We start from the raw sequence: 24,171 nt of genomic DNA, 5'->3' as shown, positions 1-24,171 counted from the left end.
GCCTTTCAGCGCGGCCGGTTTCCCGGGGTGGTGAACGCTCAGCCCTGCGGCGCACGCTCGCCCACGTAGATTTCGACTCGGCGGTTCTGCGCACGGCCGGCATCGCTGTTGTTGTCGGCAATCGGTTCGTGCGAGCCGCGGCCCTCGATGCGGAAGGCCGCCGCGTTCACGCCGCGCGCCACGAGGTAGTCGCGGGTGCTGGTGGCACGCTCGACCGACAACGGGTTGTTGATGGCGTCGGAGCCGGTGCTGTCGGTGTGGCCGATGATGCGCACCTCGGCGTTCGGGTTGTTGCGCAGGCCGTTCGCGAACTGGTCGAGCACCGGCGCGAAGTTCGACTTGATGTTGGCGCGGCCCACGTCGAAGGACACGTCGCTCGGGATCTGCAGCTTCAGCTCGTTGTTCGGCGTCTGCGTCACGGCGACGCCGGTGCCCTGCGTGGCGGCTTCCATCTGGCGCTTCTGGTTTTCCATGCGCTGCGACCACAGGTAGCCGCCGAGCGCGCCGGCTGCCGCGCCGAGCACCGCACCCGTACCGATGGCGCCGCGGTTGCCGCCCGTGGCCGAGCCGATGGCGGCGCCGCCGAGCGCGCCGATACCGGCGCCGATGCCGGTGTTGCGCTGCGTGTCGGTCATGCCGCCGGCGCAGCCGGACAGGATGAGCGCTGTGGCAGTGGTGGCGAGTACAAACTTTTTCATGGCGATCCCTTTCTAGGTTGAATCAGGCGGGCCACAGCTTAGCTTCCGGGCGTACGCGATGGTACGGGCTCAAAGCCCCACAGAAAATAAGAAAAGTTTCGCCATAGCGCATGAATGCTACGATGATTGCTACTAAAGTAATAGCGATGGGGTAGTTGTCCGACATGGCGGCGCGGCGCGGGACTGCACAAGCAATTCACGTTTCCGGCGGCGGGTTTCGATCGGTGGCGTCGCGGCCTGCTTCAGGCTCGTCGTCATGCAATTCACCCTTGTTGCGGCCGGAAAACATGGTCCACCAGATGATCAAGATGAACACGAGTCCCGCGGCGAGGGCTTCAAGCAGAATCAAACCCATGAGAAATGGACTCCAGTGGCTGGTCGGGCTTGTGATCGTAGCAACGCTCGCCGCCTGTTCCACCGGCCCGCGCGCGCCCGAGGCCCCCACCCGCCCCCCCGCCACCCAGCCGCGAGACCTCGGCCCGCTCACCGGCTCGCTCGCGCACCCCAAGAGCCGCTGGGTGCCGGTCGGGTGGGGCGAGCTGCCCGGGTTCGGCGAAGACCCGCTGCACGAGGCCTGGATCGCGCTGCTGGCGAATTGCTCGCGCCCCAACGCCGCCTTCGCGCCGCTGTGCCGCGACGTGCGCCAGCTGACCATCGCCACCCCCGAAGAGCAGCGCCAGTGGATGACCGACCGGCTGCAGCCCTATCGCATCGAGGCGCTCAATGGCCAGACCGAAGGCAAGCTCACCAGCTACTACGAGCCGGTATATGAAGCCTCGCGCGTGCCCACCGCCACCTTCAACGTGCCGATCTACCAGGCCCCCGACGGCCTGGTGCCGCGCCGTCCCTGGTACACGCGCCAGGAGATCGAAACCCTGCCCGAAGCCCAGGCTGCCCTGCGCGGCCGCGAGATCGCATGGATGGCCGACCCCATCGACGCGCTGATGCTGCACATCCAGGGCTCCGGGCGCCTGCGCATCACCGAGGCCAACGGCTACCAGCACACCGTGCGCGTGGCCTTCTCGGCCACCAACGAGCAGCCCTACCGCAGCGTGCAGCAATGGCTGATGAGCCAGGGCGTGAGCAAGGTCGGCAAGTGGCCCGACGACACAAAAGCCTGGGCAGCGCAGAACCCGCAGCGCGTGACGCAGCTGATGTGGAGCAACCCGCGCTACGTGTTCTTCCGCGAAGAGACGATGAGCGAGGTCGACGCCGCCTTCGGCCCGCGCGGCGCCCAGGGCGTGCCGCTCACGGCCGGCCGCTCCATCGCGGTCGACCGCGAGAGCATCCCGTACGGCACCCCGGTGTGGCTTGCGTCCAACGGGCCGGCGGCGCAGCTGCAGAAACTGGTGGTGGCGCAGGACACCGGCAGCGCCATCCTCGGCGCCGTGCGCGCCGACTACTTCGCGGGCACCGGTGCCGATGCGGGCAGGCTTGCGGCGAGCATGAACCAGCCGCTGCGCCTGTGGGCGCTGTGGCCGCGGCAACTGCCCGCGCCCTGAGCCGCGCGGGCCTGAAGGGTTGATGAAGAGGTGCTGAAAACAGCCTGATTCAACCTGACTGGAACCTGAGCAATTCACGGAGTCGTCATACGAAGTGCCTAACTTCGCGGGCTGGTTTCTCCCCCAACCCACGAAGAAAGACATTGCGCATGACCGCAAATACCCGCACCGACGATCCCTCGGTCGACCTCGACGACATCGGCACCAACCCCACGTCGAACCCCTCGTTCACCGACCTGATCGCCTCGCGCCTGAGCCGCCGCCATCTGTTCGGCCTGGGCGTCGGCACTGCCGGTACCGCGCTGCTCCAGGCATGCGGCGGTGGTGGCGGCGGTGGCACCAGCTTCCCGGTCCTGCCCCCGGCCCCCGCACCCGCCCCCCCTGCGCCGGCTCCCGCTCCTTCCCCCGCTCCGATGAAGCTCGGCTTCAATGCCGTCGCAAAGAGCCTCGCCGACGTCGTGACCGTGCCTGCCGGCTACACCGCCAGCGTGCTGTACCGCCTGGGCGACCCGATCGCCTCGGGCGTCGCTGCCTACAAGAACGACGGCACCGACGACGCCACCACCTACGACCGCCGCGCCGGCGACCACCACGACGGCATGACCTTCTTCGGCATGAATGCCTCGAACAAGTGGGATGCCGCCAACGCCTCGCGCGGCATGCTCGTGATGAACCACGAGGCCATCACGCCGCTGTTCCTGCACCCCGCCGGCCAGACCATCACCGGCACCGGCAATGCCGCCGTGCGTACCGTCGCCGACGAAGTGCTGCGCGAGTTTTACCTGCACGGCGTGAGCGCGATCGAGGTCAACAAGAGCGGCAGCACCTGGAGCTACAAGCAGGACTCGACTTTCAATCGTCGCGTCCACACGCTGACCGAGATGACCTTCTCGGGCCCGGCCGCCAAGACCGACTACCTGAAGACCAAGTACTCGACCGACGGCAGCAAGACCCGCGGCACGCTCAACAACTGCGCCAACGGCACCACGCCGTGGGGCACGTACCTGACCTGCGAAGAGAACTGGGCCGGCTACTTCCGCCGCATCAAGGCCAACGACGACCCCCAGCGCACCGCGAAGGAAATCGCAAGCTTCACCCGCTATGGCGTGGCCAGCGCCGGCCGCGAGCTCTGGGCCACCGTCACGCCCGACACTGCCGACAACCTGTATGGCCGTTGGAATACCGAAGTCATCGGCGCGACAGCCGTCGACGACTACCGCAACGGCTCCAACACATACGGCTGGGTGGTCGAGATCGATCCGTTCACCCCCGCCAGCACGCCGAAGAAGCGCACCGCGCTCGGCCGCTTCGGCCACGAAGGCGCATGCCTCGGCCCGGTCGTGGTCGGCAAGCCGCTGGTCTGGTACATGGGCGACGACTCGCAGAACGAGTACCTCTACAAGTTCGTGTCCACCAAGAACTGGGACGCGGCCGACATCGGCGGCGGCATTGCGGCCGGCGACAAGTACATGGACGACGGCAAGCTCTACGTCGCCAAATTCAAGGCCGACGGCACGGGCGACTGGCTCGAACTGAAGCTCGGTGTCAACAACATCACCTCGAGCTACACCGGCTATGCATTCGCCGATGCGGCCGATGTCGTGATCAACGTACGCCACGCAGCCGATGCGGCTGGCGCCACGAAGATGGACCGCCCGGAATGGACGGCCGTCAACCCGAAGAACGGCGAGGTGTACCTCACCCTCACCAACAACTCGGCACGTCCGGTCACTGGCACCGACGCGGCCAACCCGCGTTCGTACAACGACCCGAAGAACGGCGTCGATCAGAAGGGCAACCCGAACGGCCACATCATCCGTTTCGCGGATGCCGGTGGCGACCCCGCTGCAGTCACCTTCAAGTGGGACGTGTACCTGTTCGGCGCGCGCTCGACCGCGTCGGCCGACGTGAACCTGTCCGCCCTTGGAGCTGACAACGACTTCTCCAGCCCTGACGGCATGTGGTTCAGCCAGGCCGCGCCCGGCCTGCTGTGGATCGAGACCGACGACGGCAAGTACACCGACGTGACCAACTGCATGCTGCTCGGCGCCCTGCCGGGCAAGGTCGGCGATGGTGCCGCGAAGACCATCACCAACGTCGATGGCGGCACCACCGCCACGCAGGCCACCTTCGTCGGCAAGGCCCCGGGCACCGACGGCCTGCGCCGCTTCCTCGTTGGCCCGGTTGATTGCGAAATCACCGGCATCGCCGAATCGGGCGACGGCCGTGCGCTGTTCGTGAACATCCAGCACCCGGGCGAGAACACGGCCAAGGCCAACATCAGCGATCCGACGAAGTTCCTCAGCCACTGGCCGCAGGGCGGCACCGCCCGTCCTCGCTCGGCGACCGTGGTCATCACGAAGGACGACGGCGGCCTGATCGGCCTCTGAGCGTTGAGTCCCTAGGCCCCTCCGGGGAACACCGTGGAACCGGCTTTGCCGGGCCACCGGTGTTGCCCCCGGCGAGGGGGTGGGCGAAGCGACACGAAGTGCGCGAAGCCTGGGGGAGTACCTACTCCCTCGGCAACGGCAGCGCCGTTTTGTATCGCACTTGCTTGAGCGCAAAGCTCGAGCGGATCTTCTCGATTCCCGGAATCGGCGTGAGCTGTTCCAGGATGAATTTTTCCAGCGCCGCCATGTCGGCCACCGCGATGCGGATCAGGTAGTCGCTGTCGCCCGTCATCAGGTAGCACTCCATCACCTCGTCGTGCTCGGCGATGCGTTGCTCGAAGTCGGCGAGCGATTGCTTGCTCTGCGTCGTGAGGCTGATCGAGATGAACACGTTGAGCCCCAGGCCCAATGCCTTCGCGCTGACGAGCGCCACATAGCGGTCGATCACGCCATTCGCTTCGAGCACCTTCACGCGCGCCAGGCAGGGCGACGGCGACAGGTGCACGCGCCGCGCCAGCTCCACGTTCGACAGCGCACCGTCGCGCTGCAACTCATCCAGAATGCGCAGGTCGATGGCGTCGAGTTGCATGAAATGCTTTGAATTCAAGAAATGGCGGAATTTTATGCTGCGAGGCTGGCGTGGGATTGCCCGCGCCAGTAGCTAATTTTCCACAAAGCGGCCTAAAGTGCCGGTATGAACGCCCCGATTTCCGCCGACCAGATGCGCGCCTTGCTGCTCGACCCGCAGCTTTCGCACGACCCCGATCCCGCCGAGACCGCCGAATGGCGCGATGCCTTCGTGGCGCTGGCGCAAACACAGGGGCCGCAGCGCGCCAGGCAGATGCTGGTCGAGCTGGCCCGCCTCGCGCGGCAGCAGCGCATCGGCTGGCAGCCCGAACTCGCGACGCCGTACGTCAACACCATCGCCGCGGAAGACCAGCCGCCGTTCCCGGGCGACCTTGCCATCGAGGAAAAGCTCGCCTCGCTGATGCGCTGGAACGCGCTCGCGATGGTGGCCAAGGCCAACCAGGCGTATGGCGAACTCGGCGGCCACATCGCCAGCTACGCCAGCGCGGCAGACCTGTTCGAGACCGGCTTCAACCACTTCTTCCACGCGCGCAGCGAACAGCACCGAGGCGACCTCGTGTTCTTCCAGCCGCACAGCGCCCCGGGCGTCTATGCGCGGGCCTACCTCGAAGGCCGCCTGAGCGAAGAAGACCTGAAGCACTACCGCCAGGAGCTCACCGCTCCCGCCTTCGTCGACGGCAGCGGCGCGCGCGGCCTGTGCAGCTACCCGCATCCGTACCTGATGCCGGACTTCTGGCAGTTCCCCACCGGCTCGATGGGCATCGGCCCCATCAGCTCGATCTACCACGCGCGCTTCATGCGCTACCTCACGCACCGCAACCTGCTGAACTGCGAAGGCCGCAAGGTGTGGGGCGTGTTCGGCGACGGCGAGATGGACGAGCCCGAGTCGATGAGTGCGCTGACGCTCGCCGCGCGCGAGAAGCTCGACAACCTCGTGTGGGTCGTCAACTGCAACCTGCAGCGGCTGGACGGCCCGGTGCGCGGCAACGGCCGCATCATCGACGAGCTCGAAAAGCTGTTTGCCGGCGCGGGCTGGAACGTCATCAAGCTCGTGTGGGGCAGCGACTGGGATGGCCTCTTCGCGCAGGACACGAGCGGCGCGCTGGCCCGCGTGTTCGCCAACACCGTCGACGGCCAGATGCAGACCTTCGCCGCAAAGGACGGCCGCTTCAACCGCGACAACTTCTTCGGCCAGAACCCCGAACTCGCGCGCCTGGCCGAAGGCATGACCGACGAGCAGATCGATCGCCTCAAGCGCGGCGGCCACGACCTCGTGAAGATCCATGCGGCTTACGCGGCGGCGGCCAAGCACAAGGGCCAGCCCACTGTGATCCTCGCCCACACCAAGAAGGGCTACGGCATGGGCAGCGCCGCGCAGGGCAAGATGACCACGCACTCGCACAAGAAGATGGGCGACGTGGACCTCATCGAATTCCGCGACCGCTTCAACCTGCCGCTGACCGATGCGCAGGCCACCGCGATGGACTTCTATCGCCCCGCCGAAGACAGCGCCGAGATGCGCTACCTGCGCCAGCACCGCGAATCGCTCGGCGGCGCCATGCCGCGCCGCGAGACCGCCTGCGACGTGGTGGCCAAGCCCGACATCGCGAGCTACGCGCAGTTCGCCACGGCCGCCGCCGGCAAGGAAATGAGCACCACCATGGCCTTCGTGCGCATGCTGGGCAATCTCATGAAGGACAAGGCCCTGGGCCCGCGCATCGTGCCCATCGTGGCCGACGAGGCGCGCACCTTCGGCATGGCCAACCTGTTCAAGCAGGTGGGCATCTATTCGAGCGTGGGCCAGCGCTACGCGCCGGAAGACATCGGCTCGGTGCTGAGCTATCGCGAAGCCACCGACGGGCAGATCCTGGAAGAGGGCATCAGCGAAGCCGGCGCCATCGCGAGCTGGACGGCGGCCGCCACCAGCTACAGCGTGCATGGCCTGGCGATGCTGCCCTTCTACATCTACTACTCGATGTTCGGCTTCCAGCGCGTGGGCGACGCCATCTGGGCTGCCGCGGACCAGCGTGCGCGCGGCTTCCTGCTCGGCGCCACGTCCGGGCGCACCACGCTCGGCGGCGAAGGACTGCAGCATCAGGACGGCAGCAGCCACCTCGTGGCCGCGACCATTCCCAACTGCAAGGCCTACGACCCGGCCTACGCGGGCGAGATGGCGGTGATCGTCGATGCGGGCATCCGCGAGATGATGGTCGAGCAGAAGGACGTGTTCTATTACGTCACGCTCATGAACGAGAACTACGCGCAGCCCGATGTGCCCGAGGGCGCGGAAGGCGACATCCTGCGCGGGTGCTATCGCTTCGGCACGTATGCGCCGGCATCGGGCAAGGCGAAGAAGAAGGTCACGCTGATGGGCTCCGGCGCGATCCTCACAGAGGTTGTGAAGGCCGCGCAGCTGCTGGCCGAAGAAGGTATCGAGGCCGAGGTGTTCAGCGTCACGAGCTGGAGCGAACTTGCGCGCGACGGGCTGGCTTGCGAGCAGCGCGCGTTGTCGGGTGAAGAAGCCGGCACCGCGTTCATCGCGCAGCAGCTCGGCAAGGGCAGCAAGGCGCCCATCATTGCCGCCACCGACTACGTGCGCGCCGTGCCTGAGAGCGTGCGTGCCTTCCTGCCGGAAGGCCGCCGCTACATCACGCTCGGCACCGATGGTTTCGGCCGCAGCGACACGCGTGCGGCGCTGCGCGGATTCTTCGGCGTCGATGCGGCCAGCATCGCGCGGGCTGCTCGCCACGCGCTGAACTGAGCCGGCGGCGGTCGCGCAGAGCCTGCGTTAGAGTCGCAGGCCCCACCCCATTCGCGCCCATGACCGCCCGCTTCCAATCCCTCGCCCCCAGCGTCCGCCTGGCCGACCAGGTCGCCGATGCATTGGCCGCCGAGGTGCGCAGCGGGCGCCTTTCCGAAGGCGACCGCCTGCCGACCGAAACCGCGCTGGCCGAGCAGTTCGGCGTGAGCCGCACCGTGGTGCGTGAAGCGGTGTCGCGGCTCAAGTCGCTGGGCCTGCTCGATTCGCGCCAGGGCAGCGGCGTGTATGTGCGTGCCGCCGGCGTCGAGCCGCTGCGCTTCGAGATGCCGCACGTGGCCTCGCGCGAAGCCGTCATCCAGATGGTCGAGCTGCGCCGCGCGCTCGAAGCCGAAGTGGCAGCGCTGGCCGCCGAGCGCCGCACGCCAGACGATGTGCAGCGCATCCGCGACGCCATCGATGCGCTGCACGCCGCCGTGGAAGCGGGTGGCAACGGAGCCGACGAAGACGTGCGCTTCCACCGCGCCATTGCCGAGGCTGCGCGCAACCCCTTCCTCATCGGCACGCTGCAGTACCTGCGGCAGTTTTTGCACGGCGCCACCCGCGTCACGCGCGCCAACGAGGCGCGCCGCGCCGACTTCGCGCGCGAGGTGGCGCAAGAGCATGCGCGCATCGTCGAAGCCATCGAGGCCGGCGATCCGCTGCGGGCGCGCGAGGCGGCCAAGAACCACATGGACAACGCGATCCGCCGCATCGAGCAGGCCGATCCCGCGTTCTGGCAGCAGGAAGGCGCGCAGCTCGCGCGGCCCTTGGTCGAAGGCTGGCCAATAGGCAGCTAAAGCGAGCTGTAGGCAGCCGAGCCGACACAGAAAGACACCAGAAAGTCGCCGCGAACGGCGCGATCTCCGGGTTTACCCGGGTCGGTTCACAAATCTCAAATTTGTATGATGACCTGACAAATTAACCGAGACAAAGCTTTCTCATGACTTCCTCGACCCTCCAGGCCGGCGCCATGCCGTCGTCCGCCGCAGCCGATGCCGCGCTCGAAAAGCGCACTTACGCCAAGGTGTTCTGGCGCCTCGTGCCTTTTCTCATGCTGTGCTACGTGGTCGCGTATCTCGACCGCGTCAACGTGGGCTTCGCCAAGCTGCAGATGGGGCAAGACCTGGGCTTCAGCGAAACCGTGTTCGGCCTGGGCGCGGGCATCTTCTTCCTCGGCTACTTCCTGTTCGAGGTGCCGAGCAACCTGCTGCTCAACCGCGTGGGCGCGCGCATCTGGATCGCGCGGATCATGATCACCTGGGGCCTGCTCTCGGCCTGCTTCATGTTCGTGAAGACGCCGACCAGCTTCTACATCCTGCGCTTCCTGCTCGGCGTGGCCGAGGCGGGCTTCTACCCGGGCGTGATCCTGTACCTCACGCACTGGTACCCGGCGCACCGGCGCGCGCGGATCATCGCGGTGTTCATGTCGGCCATTCCGGTGGCGGGCATCTTCGGCAACCCGCTGTCGGGCTGGATCATGGACAGCTTCCACGGCGTCTCGTCGATGAGCGGCTGGCAGTGGATGTTCCTGATCGAAGCCGTTCCCGCCGTGCTCGTGGGCGTGATGGTGCTGGTCTACCTCGACAACGGCATCGCCCAGGCGCGCTGGCTGAGTGCTGAAGAAAAGGCGCTGCTGCAGCGTGAGGTGGCGCGCGACGCAGCCCATGGCGCCAAGGGCCCGCACTCGGTGGCTGGCGTGTTCCGCGATGCGCGCATATGGTGGATGGCGTTCATCTACTTCGCCTTCGTCATGGGCCAATACGCACTCACTTTCTGGCTGCCCACGCTGGTCAAGGCCACGGGCGTGCAGGGCAACCTGAACATCGGGCTGCTCAGCGCGATCCCCTTCGTCTGCGCCATCGTCGCGATGAACCTCTTCGGCCGCAGCGCCGACCGCCGCCAGGAGCGCCGTTGGCACCTGATCGTGCCCGCGCTGATGGGCGCGATTGGCTTCACCGTCGCGGCTTCGTACACGCAGAACACGGTCGTGTCGCTGGCGTTCCTCTCGCTCGCCGCAGCCGGCGTGCTGACCTGCGCGCCGCTCTTCTGGTCGCTGCCCACCGCTTTCCTCACCGGCACGGCGGCGGCCGCCGGCATCGCGGCCATCAACTCGGTGGGCAACCTCGCGGGCTTCGTGAGCCCGTACCTCATCGGTTACCTGAAAGACCTGACCGGCAGCACGCAGATCGGCATGTACGTGCTGGCCGGTGCGCTGGTGCTTGGCGCCATCGGCGTGTGGCTGACCCCCAAGCAACTCGTGAATCGCTGATCCTCGAAAGAAAGAATCCCTGCATGACTTCCAGCACCAACACTCCCGTCGTCGGCCTCGTAGGCCTCGGCGCCATGGGCGCCGGCATGGCGCAATCGCTGCGCCGTGCGGGCCATGCGCCGCACGTGTTCGACGTGCGCCGCGAGGTCGCCGAAGCCTTCGCGCGCGATGGCGGCACGGCCTGCGACACGCTGGCCGCGCTCGGCGCGCAGTGCGACATCGTCGTCAGCGTCGTCGTGAATGCGGCGCAGACCGAGTCGGTGCTGTTCGGCGACGGCACCACGCCCGGCTGCGCCGCATCGATGAAGCCCGGCAGCCTGTTCGTGATGTGCTCCACCGTCGATCCGAACTGGTCGGTGGCGCTCGAAGCGCGCCTTGAGAAGCTGGGCATCCTGTACCTCGACGCGCCCATCTCCGGCGGCGCAGCGAAAGCTGCGAGTGGCCAGATGACGATGATGACCGCCGGTACGCCCGCCGCCTACGAGAAGGCCGGCGCGGTGCTCGACGCGATGGCCGCCAAGGTCTACCGCCTGGGCGACAGCGCGGGCGCGGGCAGCAAGGTGAAAGTCATCAACCAGCTGCTGGCCGGCGTGCACATCGCCGCGGCGGCCGAGGCCATGGCGCTGGGCCTGCGCGAAGGCGTGGACCCGGCGGCGCTGTACGAAGTCATCACGCACAGCGCGGGCAACAGCTGGATGTTCGAGAACCGCATGGCGCACGTGCTCGCGGGCGACTACACGCCACTGTCGGCCGTCGACATCTTCGTGAAGGACCTGGGCCTGGTGCTCGACGTGGCGCGCGCGACCAAGTTTCCGCTGCCGCTGTCGTCCACCGCGCACCAGATGTTCATGCAGGCATCGACCGCGGGCTATGCGCGCGAAGACGACAGCGCGGTGATCAAGATTTTCCCGGGCATCGAAGTGCCGGCGCCGAAAAAACAGGCCTGAACAAGACAAGAAGGACACACTCGCTCATGAACATCCTCATCACCGGCGGCTGCGGCTTCCTCGGCGCCCGCCTCGCCCGCACGCTGCTTGCGGGCGGCAACCTCGCACTGGCCGGCGGCGCCGCGCAGCCGGTGTCGCGCATCACCCTGGCCGACCGCGTGTCGCCGCCCGCCGACCTGGCCGGCGACGCCCGCGTGCAATTCGTGCAGGGCGACCTGTACGAGCAGGCCGGCAACGGAGCGCTGCCGCTGGCCGACACCGACGCGGTGTTCCACCTCGCCGCCGCTGTGAGCGGCGAATGCGAGGCCGACTTCGACCTGGGCATGCGCAGCAACCTCGACACCACGCGCGGCCTGCTCGAGGCCTGCCGCCGCGCGGGCCACTCGCCGGTGTTCGTGTTCTCCAGCTCGGTCGCCGTGTTCGGCGATTCGCCCGAGCAGCGCCTGCCCGCCGTGATCGAAGACACCACGCTGCCGACACCGCAGAACAGCTACGGCATCCAGAAATTCATCGGCGAGCAATTGGTGGCCGACTTCACGCGCAAGGGCTTCGTGCAGGGCCGCAATGTGCGGCTCATGACGGTGTCGGTGCGCCCAGGCAAACCCAACGGCGCGGCCTCCAGCTTCCTGAGCGGCATGCTGCGCGAGCCGCTGGCGGGCGAACGCGCGCGCTGCCCCGTGTCGCCCGACACGCCTGTCGCGCTGGCATCGCCCGGCAACACCGTCGCGGGAATCGTGCGCGCGGCCACCGCCAGCGCCGCGGAATGGGGTGCACGCACTGCGATCAACCTGCCGGCATTGACGACCACCGTGCGCGAGATGGCGCAGGCGCTCGAACGCATTGCCGGCAAGGACGCCACCGGCCTGATCGACTGGGAGCCCGACGCCGCCATCGCGAAGATCGTCACCAGCTGGCCCAGTCGCATCCACGCAGCGCGCGCCGAAGCGCTGGGCCTGAAGGCCGACGCCAGCTTCGACGCGATCCTGCGCGACTACGTGCGCGAGAACACACAGGCCGTGAAGCTGCCTGTCGTGAAGGACTGACCCATGGCAAAGCTCGTTCTCGGCTGCATCGCCGACGATTTCACCGGCGCCACCGACCTCGCCAACAACCTCGTGCGCGCGGGCATGCGCGTGGTGCAGGCCATCGGCGTGCCCGAAGGCCCGCTCGATGCCGATGTGGATGCCGTCGTCGTCGCACTCAAGTCGCGCACCATCGCGCCGGCCGAGGCCATCGCGCAGTCGCTCGATGCGCTGCGCTGGCTGCAGGCGCAGGGCGCAAAGCAGATCTACTTCAAGTACTGCTCCACCTTCGACAGCACGGCGCAAGGCAACATCGGCCCCGTGACCGAGGCGCTGATGGATGCGCTGCAATGCGACTTCACCATCGCCACGCCCGCTTTTCCAGACAACAAGCGCACCGTGTTCAAGGGCTACCTGTTCGCGGGCGACGTGCTGCTCAACGAGAGCGGCATGCAGAACCACCCGCTCACGCCGATGACCGACCCGAACCTCGTGCGTGTGCTGCAGGCGCAGTGCAAGCGCAAGGTGGGCCTCATCGACTACACGGTGGTGGCGCGCGGCGCGACTGCCATCGATGAGCGCATCGCTCAGTTGAAGGCCGAGGGCGTGTCTATCGCCATCGTCGACGCCGTGTCGAACGACGACCTTCTGCGCATGGGCCCGGCGCTCGCGAAGATGCCGTTGCTCACCGCGGGCTCGGGCGTGGCCATCGGCCTGCCGGCCAACTTCGGACTCGCGCCTTCTTCGCAGGCCAGTGCATTGCCAAAGGTCGGCGGCAAGACGGCGGTGGTCTCGGGCAGCTGCTCGCTAGCCACCAACCGGCAGGTGCTCGATTTCATCCAGCGCGGCGGCGCGGCAATGGCCGTCGACCCATTGCGCATCGCCGCGGGCGTGGACGTTGCCGCCGAAGTGCTGGCCTGGGCCGCGCCCTTGATCGACAAGGGCCCCGTGCTCGTCTACTCGACCGCCGAAGCCGGCGCCGTGAAGTCGGTGCAAGGCAGGCTCGGTGTCGAAGAGGCCGGCGCGATGGTCGAACGCACCATTGCAGCCATCGCGCGCGGTTTGGTCGAACGCGGCGTACACCAGCTGGTGGTGGCCGGCGGTGAAACCTCGGGTGCATGCGTGCAGGCGCTGGGCATCGCGCAGATGCAGATCGGCCCGCAGATCGACCCCGGCGTGCCGTGGTGCCATGCGCGTTCCGATGCTGCGCCAGAGGCAGGCGTGCATATCGCGCTGAAGTCCGGCAACTTCGGAAGCGACGATTTCTTCACCAAGGCATTTACAGTGCTCGCATGACCGAGAACGAAGCCCGCGAAGAAATCTGCCGCGTCGGCCGCAGCCTGTTCGAGCGCGGCTACGTGCATGCCACAGCCGGCAACATCAGCGTGCGGCTGGACGACGGCTTTCTGATCACGCCGACCGATGCCTGCCTCGGCTTTCTCGACCCGGCGCGATTGGCCAGACTCGATGCGCAAGGCCAGCAGACCAGCGGAGACCGCGCCAGCAAGACCATCGCACTGCACACGCGCATTTACGCCGCGACGCGCAAGTTCGATGCGAACACCGCCTGCGTGATCCACACACACAGCACGCATTGCGTCGCGCTCACGCTGAACGAGCCGGGAGACGAACTGCTGCCCGCACTTACACCGTATTTCGTGATGAAGGTCGGCCATGTACCCGTCATTGCGTACCACCGGCCTGGTGCTCCAGAAGCAGCCGAGCAGGTGGCACAAACCATCGAGCGCTTCGGCACCGCCGGCACGCCGATTCGCGCCGTGATGCTCACGCGCCTCGGGCCCAACGTCTGGCACGACACGCCGGCCGCCGCCATGGCCGTGCTCGAAGAACTCGAAGAAACCGCACGGCTTCAGCAGCTCGCGCAGGCCGCTCGGCCCGAGCCGCTGAACGCCGATCAGATCGATGAACTGCGCCGTACCTTCGGTGCGCGCTGGTAGTACAAACACCCCATGCCCCAATTTGCCGCCAACCTCTCGATGCTCTACCCGGAGCTCGCTTTTCTCGACCGCTTCGACGCCGCCGCGAAAGACGGCTTCAAGGCCGTGGAATATCTCTTCCCCTACGACTTCGCGAAAGACGAAATCCTGGCGCGGCTCAGGCACAACGGCTTGCAGCAGGTGCTGTTCAACGGCCCGCCCGGCGACTGGAACGGCGGCGAGCGCGGCCTGGCCTGCCTGCCCGGGCGCGACGCCGAGTTTCGCGAAGGCATTGCCAAGGCGATCGACTACGCCGTGGCGCTCGACTGCCCGCGCATCCACGTCATGGCCGGCCTCGTGCCCGAAGGCCTGGAGCGCGACGCGCTGCAGCCCGTGTACCTCGACAACCTGCGCTGGGCCGCGGCCGAAGCAGCCAAGGCCGGCCGCGACGTGTTGATCGAGCCGATCAACACGCGCGACATTCCGCGCTTCTTTCTCAACCGGCAGGACCACGCGCACGAGATCGTCGAAACGGTGGGCGCGCCTAACCTCAAGGTGCAGATGGACCTGTACCACTGCCAGATCGTCGAAGGCGACGTGGCAATGAAGATCCGCAAGTACCTTCCCACCGGCCGCGTCGGCCACATCCAGATCGCCGGCGTGCCCGAGCGCCACGAGCCGGACATCGGCGAACAGAACTACCCGTACCTGTTCGACGTGATCGACGAGGTGTCGGCGCAGTGCGGCTGGCAGGGCTGGGTCGGCTGCGAATACCGGCCGAAGCGCGGCTCGGAGCCGAGCGGCACCTCGGCCGGCCTCGGCTGGCTGCGGGCCTGGGAGCAGCGGCACGCATGAAGCTCGAGGCGCTGCGCATTCCGGCGCCGCTGCGTGCATTCGCGGCGGGCGATGCGCAGTTGTTTGATGTCACGTTGACTGGCGACAGCGTTGCATCCATCGTGCCGAGCGCCCAACAGAAGCACGCAAGCGGCACGCTGCTGAGCGCGCTGGTCGAGGCGCACGCGCACATCGACAAGAACTACACCGTGCAGGACGTCGGCGCTGCGCAAGGCAACCTGTTCGCCGCCATCGAGCGCATGAACAGGCACCGCGACAGCTGGACCGGCGAATCGCTGCGCCTGCGCATGGAGCGTGCGCTGCACGACGCCTGGCAATCGGGCACGCGCGCACTGCGCACGCACCTCGACTGGGTTCAGGCCGAACCACCGGCCGCGCTGGCTGTGTTCGAGTCGCTGCGCGAGGAGTGGCGCGGCCGCGTCGAACTGCAGTTCGTCTCGCTCACGCCGCTCGACCTGTTCGCCGACCACGCTGCAGCCGAACGCATTGCACGTGAAGTGAAGCGCGCGGGCGGTGTGCTCGGCGCGTTCGTCTATCGCAACGAAGGCATCGTCCACAAGCTCGGACGTGTGTTCGACCTCGCGCAGCAACACGGGCTGGGCCTCGACTTCCATGTCGACGAGGGGCTCGACCCCGAGGCCAGCGGCCTGCGCAGCATCGCGCAGCTGGTGCGGGCGCGCGACTTCAGGCACGGCGTGGTCTGCGGCCATGCCTGCTCGCTCTCGGTGCAGGACGACGCGGTTGCCGGAGAAACGCTGGCACTGTGCGCCGGCGCGGGCATTCACCTTGTCGCGCTGCCCACCACCAACCTCTACCTGCAGGGCGCCTGGGACCGCACACCGGTGCAACGCGGCATCACGCGCATCCGCGAGGCGGCGGCACGGGGCTTGCGTGCAAGCCTCGCAACCGACAACGTGCAGGACGCCTTCTATCCCTACGGCAGCTACGACTTGCTGGAGACCTTCGGCCTCGGCGTGCAGATGGCGCACCTGGCCCCGGCCTCCGACTGGCTCGACACCGTCACCGTGAGTCCCGCGAAAGCGCTGGGGCTCGCATGGGACGGGCGCATCGCGCCGGGCTGCCCGGCGGACCTGCTGCTGCTGTCGGCCACAGACGAACACGAACTCATCGGCCCGCGCGGGCGGCAACGCACCGTCATCCGCGCTGGCCAGGTACTGGAGAAAACACAATGAGCACGATGGGCAAGCCAATGGCCAACTACGCCGCCGCCAAGCGCGTCGGCGATTTCGTCTTCATGAGCGGCGTGGTCGCGGTCGATCCGGCCACACGCCGCGCCGTCGCCGGCTACGACGCGATTCCCGAAGCGGCGCGCACCGCGCTGCAGGGCGTGGGCTATGCCACCGGCCAGATGTCGGTCGACGTGTTCGAGGCGCCCATCGTCGCGCAGAGCTGGTTCGTGCTGGAGCGCATCCGCCAGATCGCCGCCGAGCATGGCGGCACCATGGAAGACGTGGTGAAGCTGGTGCAGTACTTCCGCCACCTGCCGCACTACGCCTTCTACAACCGCGTGCGCGGCCTGTTCTATCCGGGCGAGCCGCCGGTGAGCACGGTGGTGGAGGTGTCGCGCTTCCTGCCGGGGGACGAAGTGCTGGTGGAAGTCGAAGCCACCATGTACCTGCCCCAGCGCTCGCCTTCTACTTGACCCCCGCGCCCTTCAGCAGGAACTCCGTCACCTGCTCGATCAGGTAGCGCCGGTCTTTGCCGTCCTTGTCCTGGCCCTGCTGGGCTGCGTTGCGGTAGTAGGCCGCCTGCGTGGCGTGGTCGGCGTAGAACTGCGTCACCGCCCAGATGTGGAACAGCACCAGCATCGGGTCTGCCTTGTCCATCAGGCCCTGGTTCATCCAGTTCTGGATCACGGCTGCAGCCTGTTCGGTGCGCTGCTTGCTCGTGTCCATCATGTTGTTGATGACGGGCGCGCCGCGCATCATCTCGGCGGTGAAGATCCGCGAGCGCAGCGGGTGCTCGAACGAGAACATCATCTTGCGCTGGATCAGGTCGCCCAGCACCTTGCGCGGGCCGAAGGCCTCGTCGCTGAAGCCGAACACCACGATCCAGTCGGTGAGGATGTCTTGCAGCACCTGGCGGTACAGCGCTTCCTTGCTCTCGATGTAGTAATGCAGCTGCGCCTTCGAAAGCCCCGCCTTGTCGGCGATGGCCTGCGTGGACGCGCCGGCCAGCCCTTCGCTTGCGAACACCTCGATGGCGGCCTGGTTGATGAGGCCGAGCACCTGCGTGTACTTGCGCGAGCGGCCGCGCGTGGCGGGCGCCTCGGCGTCGCTCTCTTCGTTGACGGAAGCCGGACGCGCGCTCACAGCTGGAGTTCCAGTTCCTGGCCCCTGGCGCGCGAGCAGCACAGCGCAATCTTGTGGCGGCGCTCGCTGCCCGTGAGGCAGAAGTCGCGGTGCTCGGCGCCTTCGCCGTCGCCCTCGACCACGCAGGTGCCGCACAGGCCCTGCTGGCACGACACGGGAATGTCGATGCCGACTTCGTGCAGCGCGTCGACGGCCGTCTGGTCGGCAGCCACCGGCACGCTGATGCCACGCCGGGCGAGCTTCAGCGTGAAGGGCAGGCCGGTAGTGGCGTTGGCGTCGGTCGGTGCGGCGAAGTATTCGGCGTGCAGCGCGTCTTCGGGCCAGTGCGCGGCTGCATCGCGCACCGCCTTCATGAAGCCGCCGGGGCCGCAGACGTAAAGGTGCGTGCCGGGCGCGCGGTCGGCCAGCAACCCATGCAGGTCGATACGCTGCAAGGCGTCACCCTGGTCGAGATGCAGTCGCAGGTGCGGCGCCAGCGAGGGCGCGTGCAGTGCATCGGTGAAGGCCAGATGCTCTTCGCTGCGCGCGAACACGCACAGCGTGAACTGCGCGCCGCGCGCCGCAAGCGCCTGTGCCATCGCCAGCAGCGGCGTCATGCCGATGCCACCGGCCAGCAGCAGGTGGTGCGTGGCTTCCTCGCGCAACGGAAAGGTGTTGCGCGGCGCGCTGATCGGCAGCAGGTCGCCCTCGCGCACGCGCTCGTGCATCGAGGCCGAACCGCCGCGGCTGGCGAGCTCGCGCTTCACGCCGATCACGTAGGAGTTGGCGTCGGAGGGCGCGCGCGCCAGCGAGTACTGCCGCGAGAAGCCGCCGGGCATGTGCACGTCGATGTGCGCGCCCGCCTCGTAGGAAGGCAGCGGCCGGCCCCACGGGTGGGCCAGCTCGAAGGCCAGGATTTCCGGCGTCTGCCGCGAGATGCGTTCGACGCGGACGGTGAGCGTGCGTTCGAGGCTCATGGAGTTGTCTCCCTGTGTCGATGTTTTCTAGATGCTGCCCAGCTTGCGCGACACGCGCTCGATGAAATGGGTCCGATCGCGTGCGGTCGCTGCGTTCATGTCGTGCAGCTGCAGCCACGTCACCTTGCAGCGCCACGCGAACAGCGCACGCAGCGCGCGCGTGAACAGCCGCCGGCCCGGGTCGCCGATCATCAGCACGAACCAGCGCGGCGAGCCGCCGGTGGTCACCACCGTCAGCCGCCTGATGTGCCGCATGCCCGACTTCGCGAGCTGCCCCTTGCGTTCCGCCGGCAGGAAGGCCACGCCCGGCAGCCACACCCTTTCGAGCCAGCCCTTGAGCATTGACGGCGGCCCGTGGAACCAGGTGGGAAACACGAACACAAGATGCTCGGCCCATAGCAGCGCTTCGACGTGGGGTTTCACGCGTTCGCGGATCAGGTCGGGGTTGTCGAGGTAGGCGATGCGCTCTTCGCGTGTCAGCGTCGGGTCGAAGCCCTCGGCGTACAGGTCGATGGCCTTGACGGGGTGTCGCGGTTCGAGCGCCTCGAGGGCGGTGCGATAGAGCGCGTGATTGAAGCTGTCAGGGTTCGGATGGCAGTGGACGACTAGCGTTTTCATGGTTGAGGGCCGGTTCGCCCAGGACTTGCGTCGCTGGCGAGACGGGGTCAGAGCCCAAGGAGTGAAAGGCCGCGCGGTGCCTTATGGCAACCCAGGCGCCGGCATCTGACCCCGGCGCAAGCCCCGCGCGACCCACGGGAAAAAATCGGTGTGCTTACTTGCCGGTGAGCTTCTTGCGGACGTCGACGCCGACGCCCTTGTTGACGAACTGCGTGGTCACGACTTTCGAGAGATCGACCTCGCCGGTCTTGTACAGGCCGGCCTTGACCATCTTGTCGTAGAAGTCCTTCACGCGGGCCTCGTCCATCGCGCCGATGCCCTTGGTGAGCGATTCGCCGCTGTCGACGATGCCCATCTTCTTCATCAGCTCGATGGAGCCCTGCGAGGCGGCCACGGGCGAGTCGGGGTTGATCTTGGCGATCATCTCGTTAGCGGCCTTGTTGTCGCCGTAGAGGTAGTTGTTCCAGCCGATGATCGAGGCCTCGACGAACTTGCGCACCGTCTCGGGCTTGGTCTTGATCAGGTCGGCGCGCGTCTCGATGGTGGTCGAGTAGGTCGAGAAGCCGTTGTCGGCCAGCAGCTGCACCACCGGGTCGAAGCCGGCCTGCGCCTTGATCGACAGCGGCTCCGAAATGGCATAGCCCTGCTGGATCGACTTCTTGTCGGCCAGGAAGGGGCCCACGTTGAAGGTGTAGGGCTTGAGCTGCGAATCCTTGAAGCCGTGCTCGGACTTCATCCACTGCCAGAAGCTGAACTGGCCGTCCTTGCCGATGAAGGCCACGGGTGCCTTGGTCATGTCCTTGAAGGTGTCGAAGCCCTGGCCCGGGTGGGCGAACATGGCCTGCGGGTCTTTCTGGAAGAAGGCCGCGACCACCACCGTGGGCACGCCGTTCTTCACGTTGTCGAAGGACTGCAGCAGGTTGCCGGTCATCAGGAAGTCGACCTTGCCGGCCGGCAGCATCGGCCGGTTGTTGACCATCGGGCCGCCCTGCTGGATGTCGACGTCGAGGCCGTACTTCTTGTAGGTGCCGTCCACCAGGGCCTGGTAGAAGCCGCCGTGGCCGGCCTGCGCCTTCCAGTTGGTGGCGAACACCACTTTTTCCTGCGCCTGCGCGGCGAAGGCGGCGGCCCCGAGGGCCAGGCCGAGGGCAAGCGGTCGGAGATTGAAAGCGGGGATGCGCATGGGGACGGACTCCTGTGGAGGTTTTGGAAGGTACGGGATGCGGAGACTAAATCTTTTCAGCGTTCGGTCGCCATCTCTGGCGACCAGCCGCGCGTCTTGCCCGGGTTCATGAGGCCCATCGGGTCGCTGCGCTTCTTGAATTCGATCTGCTGCGTGTCGATGGTCTTCATGCCGCCGTCCTCGATGGTGACGACGTGCGGGTTGAAGATCTGGCAGCCGCCCTGCGACTCGATCTCGCGGATCACTTCGTACTGGTGGGCCTCGCCCTTCCAGCGCACCAGCAGGATGCCGAAGGTGCCGCACTCGCCGTTGGCGCGCGCGAAGTCCTGGTGCTGCAGCACGTCGTTGCCGAAGATCTGCAGATGGCGCTCGACCACGGCCGGGTCGAAGGGCTGGGCGTAGGCCACCTGCAGATAGGTCCAGCCGCGGTCTGCCTTCAGCGCCTGCAGCGTCGTGTGATTGAACGCGCATTCGTAGGCCGGGGGTAGGCCTTCGGCGAGCAGCTCGGCTTCGGTGCCGGCGACCGAGATCGTGCCGCCCTGTGCATCAGCCAAGGCGCGAAAGTCCGCCATCGACTCGGGCGAGACCATGGCGAACACCGCATGCCGGTCGGCAGGAAAGCGGTCGCGCATGGCGGTGTAGTAGGGCGAGAAACGCGCCTCCACCGTTGAGAGCAGGAAGATGTCGAGCGAAGGCGCCTGCGCCGCAATGCCGAAATCGAGCGCGTCGCGATAGGTCTCGAAGAGCACCGTGCAGTGCACCCATCCGACGGCGGGGCTCAGCGCGACTTCCACATCGAGGATCACGCCGTTGGTGCCATAGGCGTGGTGCACCTGCTGGATCTCGTCGCCGTGCAGTTCGATGATGCGCGGCTCGCGCTCTACCGTCATCACGCGCGCGCGCAGCAGGTTGCCGGGGTCGCGCAGGATGCCGTGGCGGAACGAGCCGATGCCGCCGAAGCCGCCCGCGATGAAGCCGCCGATGGACGCCACGTGCCAGGTCGAGGGCCACATGCGCAGCGCCTGGTCGGTCTCGCGTGCGGCGAGGTCGATGTCGTGCATGCGCGCGCCGGCCTCGACGCGGATGCGTCCGGGCTGGATGTCGAGCACGCGGCACATCTGCGTCACGTCGAGCACGATGCCGCCTTCGAGTGGCACGCACTGGCCGTAGTTGCCGGTACCGCCGGCACGCACGGTGAGCGGCAGCTTCCATTTCGCGGCCACGGCGGCGGCCTGCCGCACGTCGTCTTCGGTGCTGACCTTGACGACGAGGTCGGCCACGCAGCCCGCGAGCTGCGCGGTGAGGATGGGGCTGTACCAGTAGAAGTCTTTCGACAGCTGCTTGCGCTGGGCCGGCGCGGTGATCAGGTTGAGGCCGCGCAGGTCGGCGCGCACGGCATCCCAGTCGACGGCAGGCACGATGGTCCTAGCGTTCACGGCGCATTTCGCTTTCGTGCCAATGCCCGAGCACCAGCCGCGACAAGGCCGCGAACACGATGAAGATCACGATGCCCAGCAACGACACCAGCAGCAGCGCCGCGAACATCATCGGAATCTCGGTGCGGAAACTCGATTCGAGAATGCGCGATGCAAGACCCGTTTCCTTGCCCGCCGTGCCGGCCGTGAACTCGGCCACCACCGCGCCGATCAGGCTCAGCCCGCCCGCGATCTTCAGGCCCGCCATGAAGTACGGCAGCGCGCTGGGCGCGAGCAGGTAGCGGAAGGTCTGCCACGGCGAGGCCTTGTAGAGCTGGAACAGGTCGCGAAGGTTGCTGTCCGCGCTTTTCAGGCCGATGACGGTGTTCGACAGGATCGGGAAGAAGGCCACGATCCACGCGCACAGCAGCAGCGCCGCCGTGGTGCTCGACACATAGATCAGGATCAGCGGCGCAATCGCGATGATCGGCGTCACCTGCAGGATCACGGCGATCGGGAACAGGCCGATCTCCACCCACTTGAAGAGCGCGAACGCAATGGCCAGCAGCACGCCGCCGACGATGGCCGCGGCGAGCGCGAGCAGCGTGAGCTTCACAGTGAACCACAGAGCGCTCGACAGCGAATCCCAGTTGTCGAACAGCGTGCGAAGAATGAGCGAGGGCGCGGGCAGGATGTAGTGCGGGATGTTGTTGGCGCGAACCGTCCATTCCCAGATGAGCAGCAGCAGCACGACGATGCCCGCGGGCACGACGATGCGCAGCAGCGACTCGCGCCGGCGCAGCCTGTCTTCGTGCGCACGCAGCGAGGCCTCGGAGGGCGCCGCATCCGCATTGGCGTCCGCGAGGGCGACGGGCTCAGTGATCGATGTCGAGGCCATGCAGGGCTCCGTGCAGGGATTGCGACACGGCAGTGCAGTGCGCGTTGTAGCGGCTCGATGTGCGGAACTCTTCGCCGCGCGGATAGGGTTCGTCGATGCGGATCTCGTCGATCACGCGGCCCGGGCGCGCGGCCATCACGACGATGCGGTTCGACAGGTACACCGACTCGTACACGCTGTGCGTGACGAACACGACCGAGAAGCGGTGCTCGCGCCAGATGGCCAGCAGGTCGTTGTTGAGCTTGATGCGCGTCATCTCGTCGAGCGCGGCAAAGGGCTCGTCCATCAGCAGCAGCCGTGGGTGCGTGACCAGTGCGCGCGCAATCGACACGCGCATCTTCATGCCGCCCGAGAGCTCGCGCGGGTACACGTCGGCAAAGCGCGAGAGCCCGACCATTTCAAGCACCTGCTGCACCACCGGCGCAGCCGCGTCGCGGCTCATGCCCGCGAGCTTGAGCGGCAGCCAGACGTTGTCGAACACCTTGGCCCAGGGCATGAGCGTGGGCTCCTGGAACACGAAGCCCAGGTCGCGGTCGCTCTGCGTCTTTCCGGTGTTGGCACCCGACCAGTGCATGTCGCCCGAACTGAGGCGCGTGAGCCCCGCGATGAGGCGCAGCGCGGTGCTCTTGCCGCAGCCCGAGGGGCCCAGGAAGCTGATGAAGTCGTGCTCGCCGATGTCGAGCGTCATGCCCTGCAGCGCGAGCGTGCCGTTGGCGAAACGCTTGCTGACGTTGCGCAGGGTGACCAGCGGCGGGGTGGATGGCGTGGTGCTTTCCATGATGGCTGCGAGCCTAGCGCCAGGCGGGTTGGTTGGCGAGGCGCGACAGGGGGAAGCGGTCGACCTCGTGCAGCAGCTCGACGAAGCGGCGGCCCACGTGGTCGAGCACCGCCGCGCCCTTTTCGGCGGTGGCGCGCGTGGCGTCGCCGGCTGCGCCTGCGGGGTTGATGTCGTGCATCTGCCAGCCGAGCTTGCCGCTGGGGGTGATCGACAGGAACTTGTTCTCGGCGGCCAGTTGCTCCGTCATGGAGCTGAAGTTCTGGAACTGGTCCTTGCGCACGTAGTCGGGCGTGAGGTGCAGCATGACCGAGCTTTCAAGGTCGCCGGCGTGGATGCCGTGCCTGCCTTCGTGCGCGGTGAACAGGCCTTCGGGCAGGCCCAGCGTGTACCAGTTGGCGGCCACGACCATCATGTCGTGGGCTTCGCGCAGGTCGCGCGCCACGATATCCATCACGCTCATCTGGCCGCCGTGGCTGTTGTAGAGCACCAGCTTGCGCACGCCGGCCTTGGCAACGCAGGCACCGATGTCGGTCCACAGCGAGATCAGCGTGTTCGCCGACACGGTGAGCGTGCCGGGGTAGCGCGAATGTTCGTTGCTCTTGCCATAGGGCACGGTGGGCAGGAACAGCACCGGCAGGTCGTCGGGCAGGTGCGGCAGCGTGGCGCGCACCATGCCGTCGATGGTGGCGGTGTCGGTCGACATCGGCAGATGGGGGCCGTGCTGCTCGGTCGCGCCCACGGGCAGCACGGCGATCAGCCGTTCACGGTCGAGGCGGGAGAACTCTTCGCTGGTCAGGTCAGACCAGAAACGGCTGCGCAGTGGGGGCGGATTCATCGTGGTGTACCTCGTGGCGACGGACGGGATGATGGTCTAAATTATCCATACGGTCAAAAAAGATTGGCTATCCGTGGATACCCGTTGATCCTTCATGACCAATCCCATGCAAGCCGCATGCCATCAAATTTGCTCGAATGGTCAAAA

Annotated in this window: 23 protein-coding genes; 12 read left to right on the top strand and 11 right to left on the bottom strand. The window is 67.1% G+C overall.

Features of this window, described 5'->3' with window-relative positions:
* Positions 1–38: 38 nt before the first annotated feature.
* Together ACZYSP_RS33155 and ACZYSP_RS33150 are read right to left on the bottom strand one after the other, a co-directional pair.
* On the bottom strand, positions 39–698 hold the full coding sequence (locus ACZYSP_RS33155; protein WP_093174399.1) for a YiaD family glycine zipper/OmpA-like lipoprotein: 660 nt from the start codon (positions 696–698) through the stop codon (positions 39–41).
* A gap of 196 nt (positions 699–894) precedes the next feature.
* A complete protein-coding gene (locus tag ACZYSP_RS33150; RefSeq protein ID WP_489018813.1) occupies positions 895–1,053 on the bottom strand; it encodes a hypothetical protein in 159 nt (52 codons plus the stop codon).
* Here ACZYSP_RS33150 and mltA point away from each other — a divergent pair.
* Positions 1,052–2,200, top strand: a complete 1,149-nt coding sequence (gene mltA / locus ACZYSP_RS33145; RefSeq protein ID WP_093055308.1) for a murein transglycosylase A — start codon at positions 1,052–1,054, stop codon at positions 2,198–2,200. The genes ACZYSP_RS33150 and mltA overlap by 2 nt on opposite strands.
* Positions 2,201–2,349: 149 nt before the next feature.
* On the top strand, positions 2,350–4,590 hold the full coding sequence (locus ACZYSP_RS33140) for a PhoX family protein (RefSeq protein WP_489018811.1): 2,241 nt from the start codon (positions 2,350–2,352) through the stop codon (positions 4,588–4,590).
* A 121-nt stretch (positions 4,591–4,711) separates the two neighbouring features.
* Here ACZYSP_RS33140 and ACZYSP_RS33135 read toward each other — a convergent pair whose 3' ends face one another.
* Entirely contained in the window at positions 4,712–5,179 is a 468-nt protein-coding gene (locus tag ACZYSP_RS33135; protein WP_093076240.1) for an Lrp/AsnC family transcriptional regulator, read from the bottom strand.
* Positions 5,180–5,284: 105 nt separating this feature from the next.
* Between ACZYSP_RS33135 and mdeB the strand changes: the two genes are divergently transcribed.
* The 10 genes from mdeB to ACZYSP_RS33085 all read left to right on the top strand — a co-directional run bounded on the left by mdeB (position 5,285) and on the right by ACZYSP_RS33085 (position 16,671).
* A complete protein-coding gene (gene mdeB / locus ACZYSP_RS33130; protein ID WP_426390853.1) occupies positions 5,285–7,939 on the top strand; it encodes an alpha-ketoglutarate dehydrogenase in 2,655 nt (884 codons plus the stop codon).
* 59 nt (positions 7,940–7,998) lie between these two features.
* Positions 7,999–8,775, top strand: a complete 777-nt coding sequence (locus ACZYSP_RS33125) for a FadR/GntR family transcriptional regulator (RefSeq protein ID WP_097197659.1) — start codon at positions 7,999–8,001, stop codon at positions 8,773–8,775.
* A gap of 143 nt (positions 8,776–8,918) precedes the next feature.
* Positions 8,919–10,247 carry an MFS transporter gene (locus ACZYSP_RS33120; protein ID WP_093055318.1) on the top strand — a complete coding sequence of 443 codons (1,329 nt, stop codon included), beginning with the start codon at positions 8,919–8,921 and terminating at the stop codon, positions 10,245–10,247.
* A gap of 23 nt (positions 10,248–10,270) precedes the next feature.
* On the top strand, positions 10,271–11,194 hold the full coding sequence (gene ltnD, locus ACZYSP_RS33115) for an L-threonate dehydrogenase (RefSeq protein ID WP_489018807.1): 924 nt from the start codon (positions 10,271–10,273) through the stop codon (positions 11,192–11,194).
* Positions 11,195–11,220: 26 nt separating this feature from the next.
* Positions 11,221–12,237 (top strand): D-erythronate dehydrogenase, encoded by a 1,017-nt coding sequence (denD, locus tag ACZYSP_RS33110; RefSeq protein WP_489018805.1) that lies wholly within the window; start codon positions 11,221–11,223, stop codon positions 12,235–12,237.
* Between the two features lie 3 nt (positions 12,238–12,240).
* Positions 12,241–13,512, top strand: coding sequence for a 3-oxo-tetronate kinase (gene otnK, locus ACZYSP_RS33105; RefSeq protein ID WP_489018803.1), 1,272 nt, complete (start codon positions 12,241–12,243; stop codon positions 13,510–13,512).
* Positions 13,509–14,174, top strand: coding sequence for a class II aldolase/adducin family protein (locus tag ACZYSP_RS33100; protein ID WP_354336642.1), 666 nt, complete (start codon positions 13,509–13,511; stop codon positions 14,172–14,174). The genes otnK and ACZYSP_RS33100 overlap by 4 nt, the downstream gene beginning before the upstream one ends.
* 12 nt (positions 14,175–14,186) lie before the next feature.
* Positions 14,187–15,008 (top strand): 2-oxo-tetronate isomerase, encoded by an 822-nt coding sequence (gene otnI, locus ACZYSP_RS33095; protein WP_489018800.1) that lies wholly within the window; start codon positions 14,187–14,189, stop codon positions 15,006–15,008.
* Positions 15,005–16,201, top strand: a complete 1,197-nt coding sequence (locus tag ACZYSP_RS33090; RefSeq protein ID WP_489018798.1) for an amidohydrolase family protein — start codon at positions 15,005–15,007, stop codon at positions 16,199–16,201. The genes otnI and ACZYSP_RS33090 overlap by 4 nt, the downstream gene beginning before the upstream one ends.
* Positions 16,198–16,671: a RidA family protein gene (locus ACZYSP_RS33085; protein ID WP_307614677.1), complete on the top strand. Its 474-nt coding sequence runs from the start codon at positions 16,198–16,200 to the stop codon at positions 16,669–16,671. Before ACZYSP_RS33090 ends, ACZYSP_RS33085 begins: the two co-directional genes overlap by 4 nt.
* Here the strand turns inward: ACZYSP_RS33085 and ACZYSP_RS33080 are convergent.
* From ACZYSP_RS33080 to ACZYSP_RS33045, 8 genes are all read right to left on the bottom strand, one after another.
* Positions 16,664–17,341 (bottom strand): TetR family transcriptional regulator C-terminal domain-containing protein, encoded by a 678-nt coding sequence (locus tag ACZYSP_RS33080; protein WP_489018796.1) that lies wholly within the window; start codon positions 17,339–17,341, stop codon positions 16,664–16,666. The two genes, ACZYSP_RS33085 and ACZYSP_RS33080, sit on opposite strands and share 8 nt — an antisense overlap.
* Positions 17,338–18,297: a PDR/VanB family oxidoreductase gene (locus ACZYSP_RS33075; protein ID WP_489018794.1), complete on the bottom strand. Its 960-nt coding sequence runs from the start codon at positions 18,295–18,297 to the stop codon at positions 17,338–17,340. The genes ACZYSP_RS33080 and ACZYSP_RS33075 overlap by 4 nt, the downstream gene beginning before the upstream one ends.
* Before the next feature lie 27 nt (positions 18,298–18,324).
* Positions 18,325–18,915, bottom strand: a complete 591-nt coding sequence (locus tag ACZYSP_RS33070; protein ID WP_093055338.1) for an NAD(P)H-dependent oxidoreductase — start codon at positions 18,913–18,915, stop codon at positions 18,325–18,327.
* Between the two features lie 154 nt (positions 18,916–19,069).
* Positions 19,070–20,098: an ABC transporter substrate-binding protein gene (locus ACZYSP_RS33065; RefSeq protein ID WP_489018791.1), complete on the bottom strand. Its 1,029-nt coding sequence runs from the start codon at positions 20,096–20,098 to the stop codon at positions 19,070–19,072.
* 56 nt (positions 20,099–20,154) lie between these two features.
* Entirely contained in the window at positions 20,155–21,534 is a 1,380-nt protein-coding gene (locus tag ACZYSP_RS33060) for an FAD-binding oxidoreductase (RefSeq protein ID WP_489018789.1), read from the bottom strand.
* On the bottom strand, positions 21,524–22,411 hold the full coding sequence (locus ACZYSP_RS33055; protein ID WP_176928797.1) for an ABC transporter permease: 888 nt from the start codon (positions 22,409–22,411) through the stop codon (positions 21,524–21,526). The genes ACZYSP_RS33060 and ACZYSP_RS33055 overlap by 11 nt, the downstream gene beginning before the upstream one ends.
* Positions 22,389–23,189 (bottom strand): ABC transporter ATP-binding protein, encoded by an 801-nt coding sequence (locus ACZYSP_RS33050; protein ID WP_093055344.1) that lies wholly within the window; start codon positions 23,187–23,189, stop codon positions 22,389–22,391. Before ACZYSP_RS33050 ends, ACZYSP_RS33055 begins: the two co-directional genes overlap by 23 nt.
* A 13-nt stretch (positions 23,190–23,202) precedes the next feature.
* Complete coding sequence (locus ACZYSP_RS33045; protein WP_093076220.1) at positions 23,203–24,024, bottom strand: creatininase family protein; 822 nt, start codon at positions 24,022–24,024, stop codon at positions 23,203–23,205.
* Between the last annotated feature and the right edge of the window lie 147 nt (positions 24,025–24,171).

The sequence above is a fragment of the Variovorax sp. F042 genome (assembly GCF_057814215.1).
This window is presented reverse-complemented; position numbering and strand designations above follow the sequence as displayed.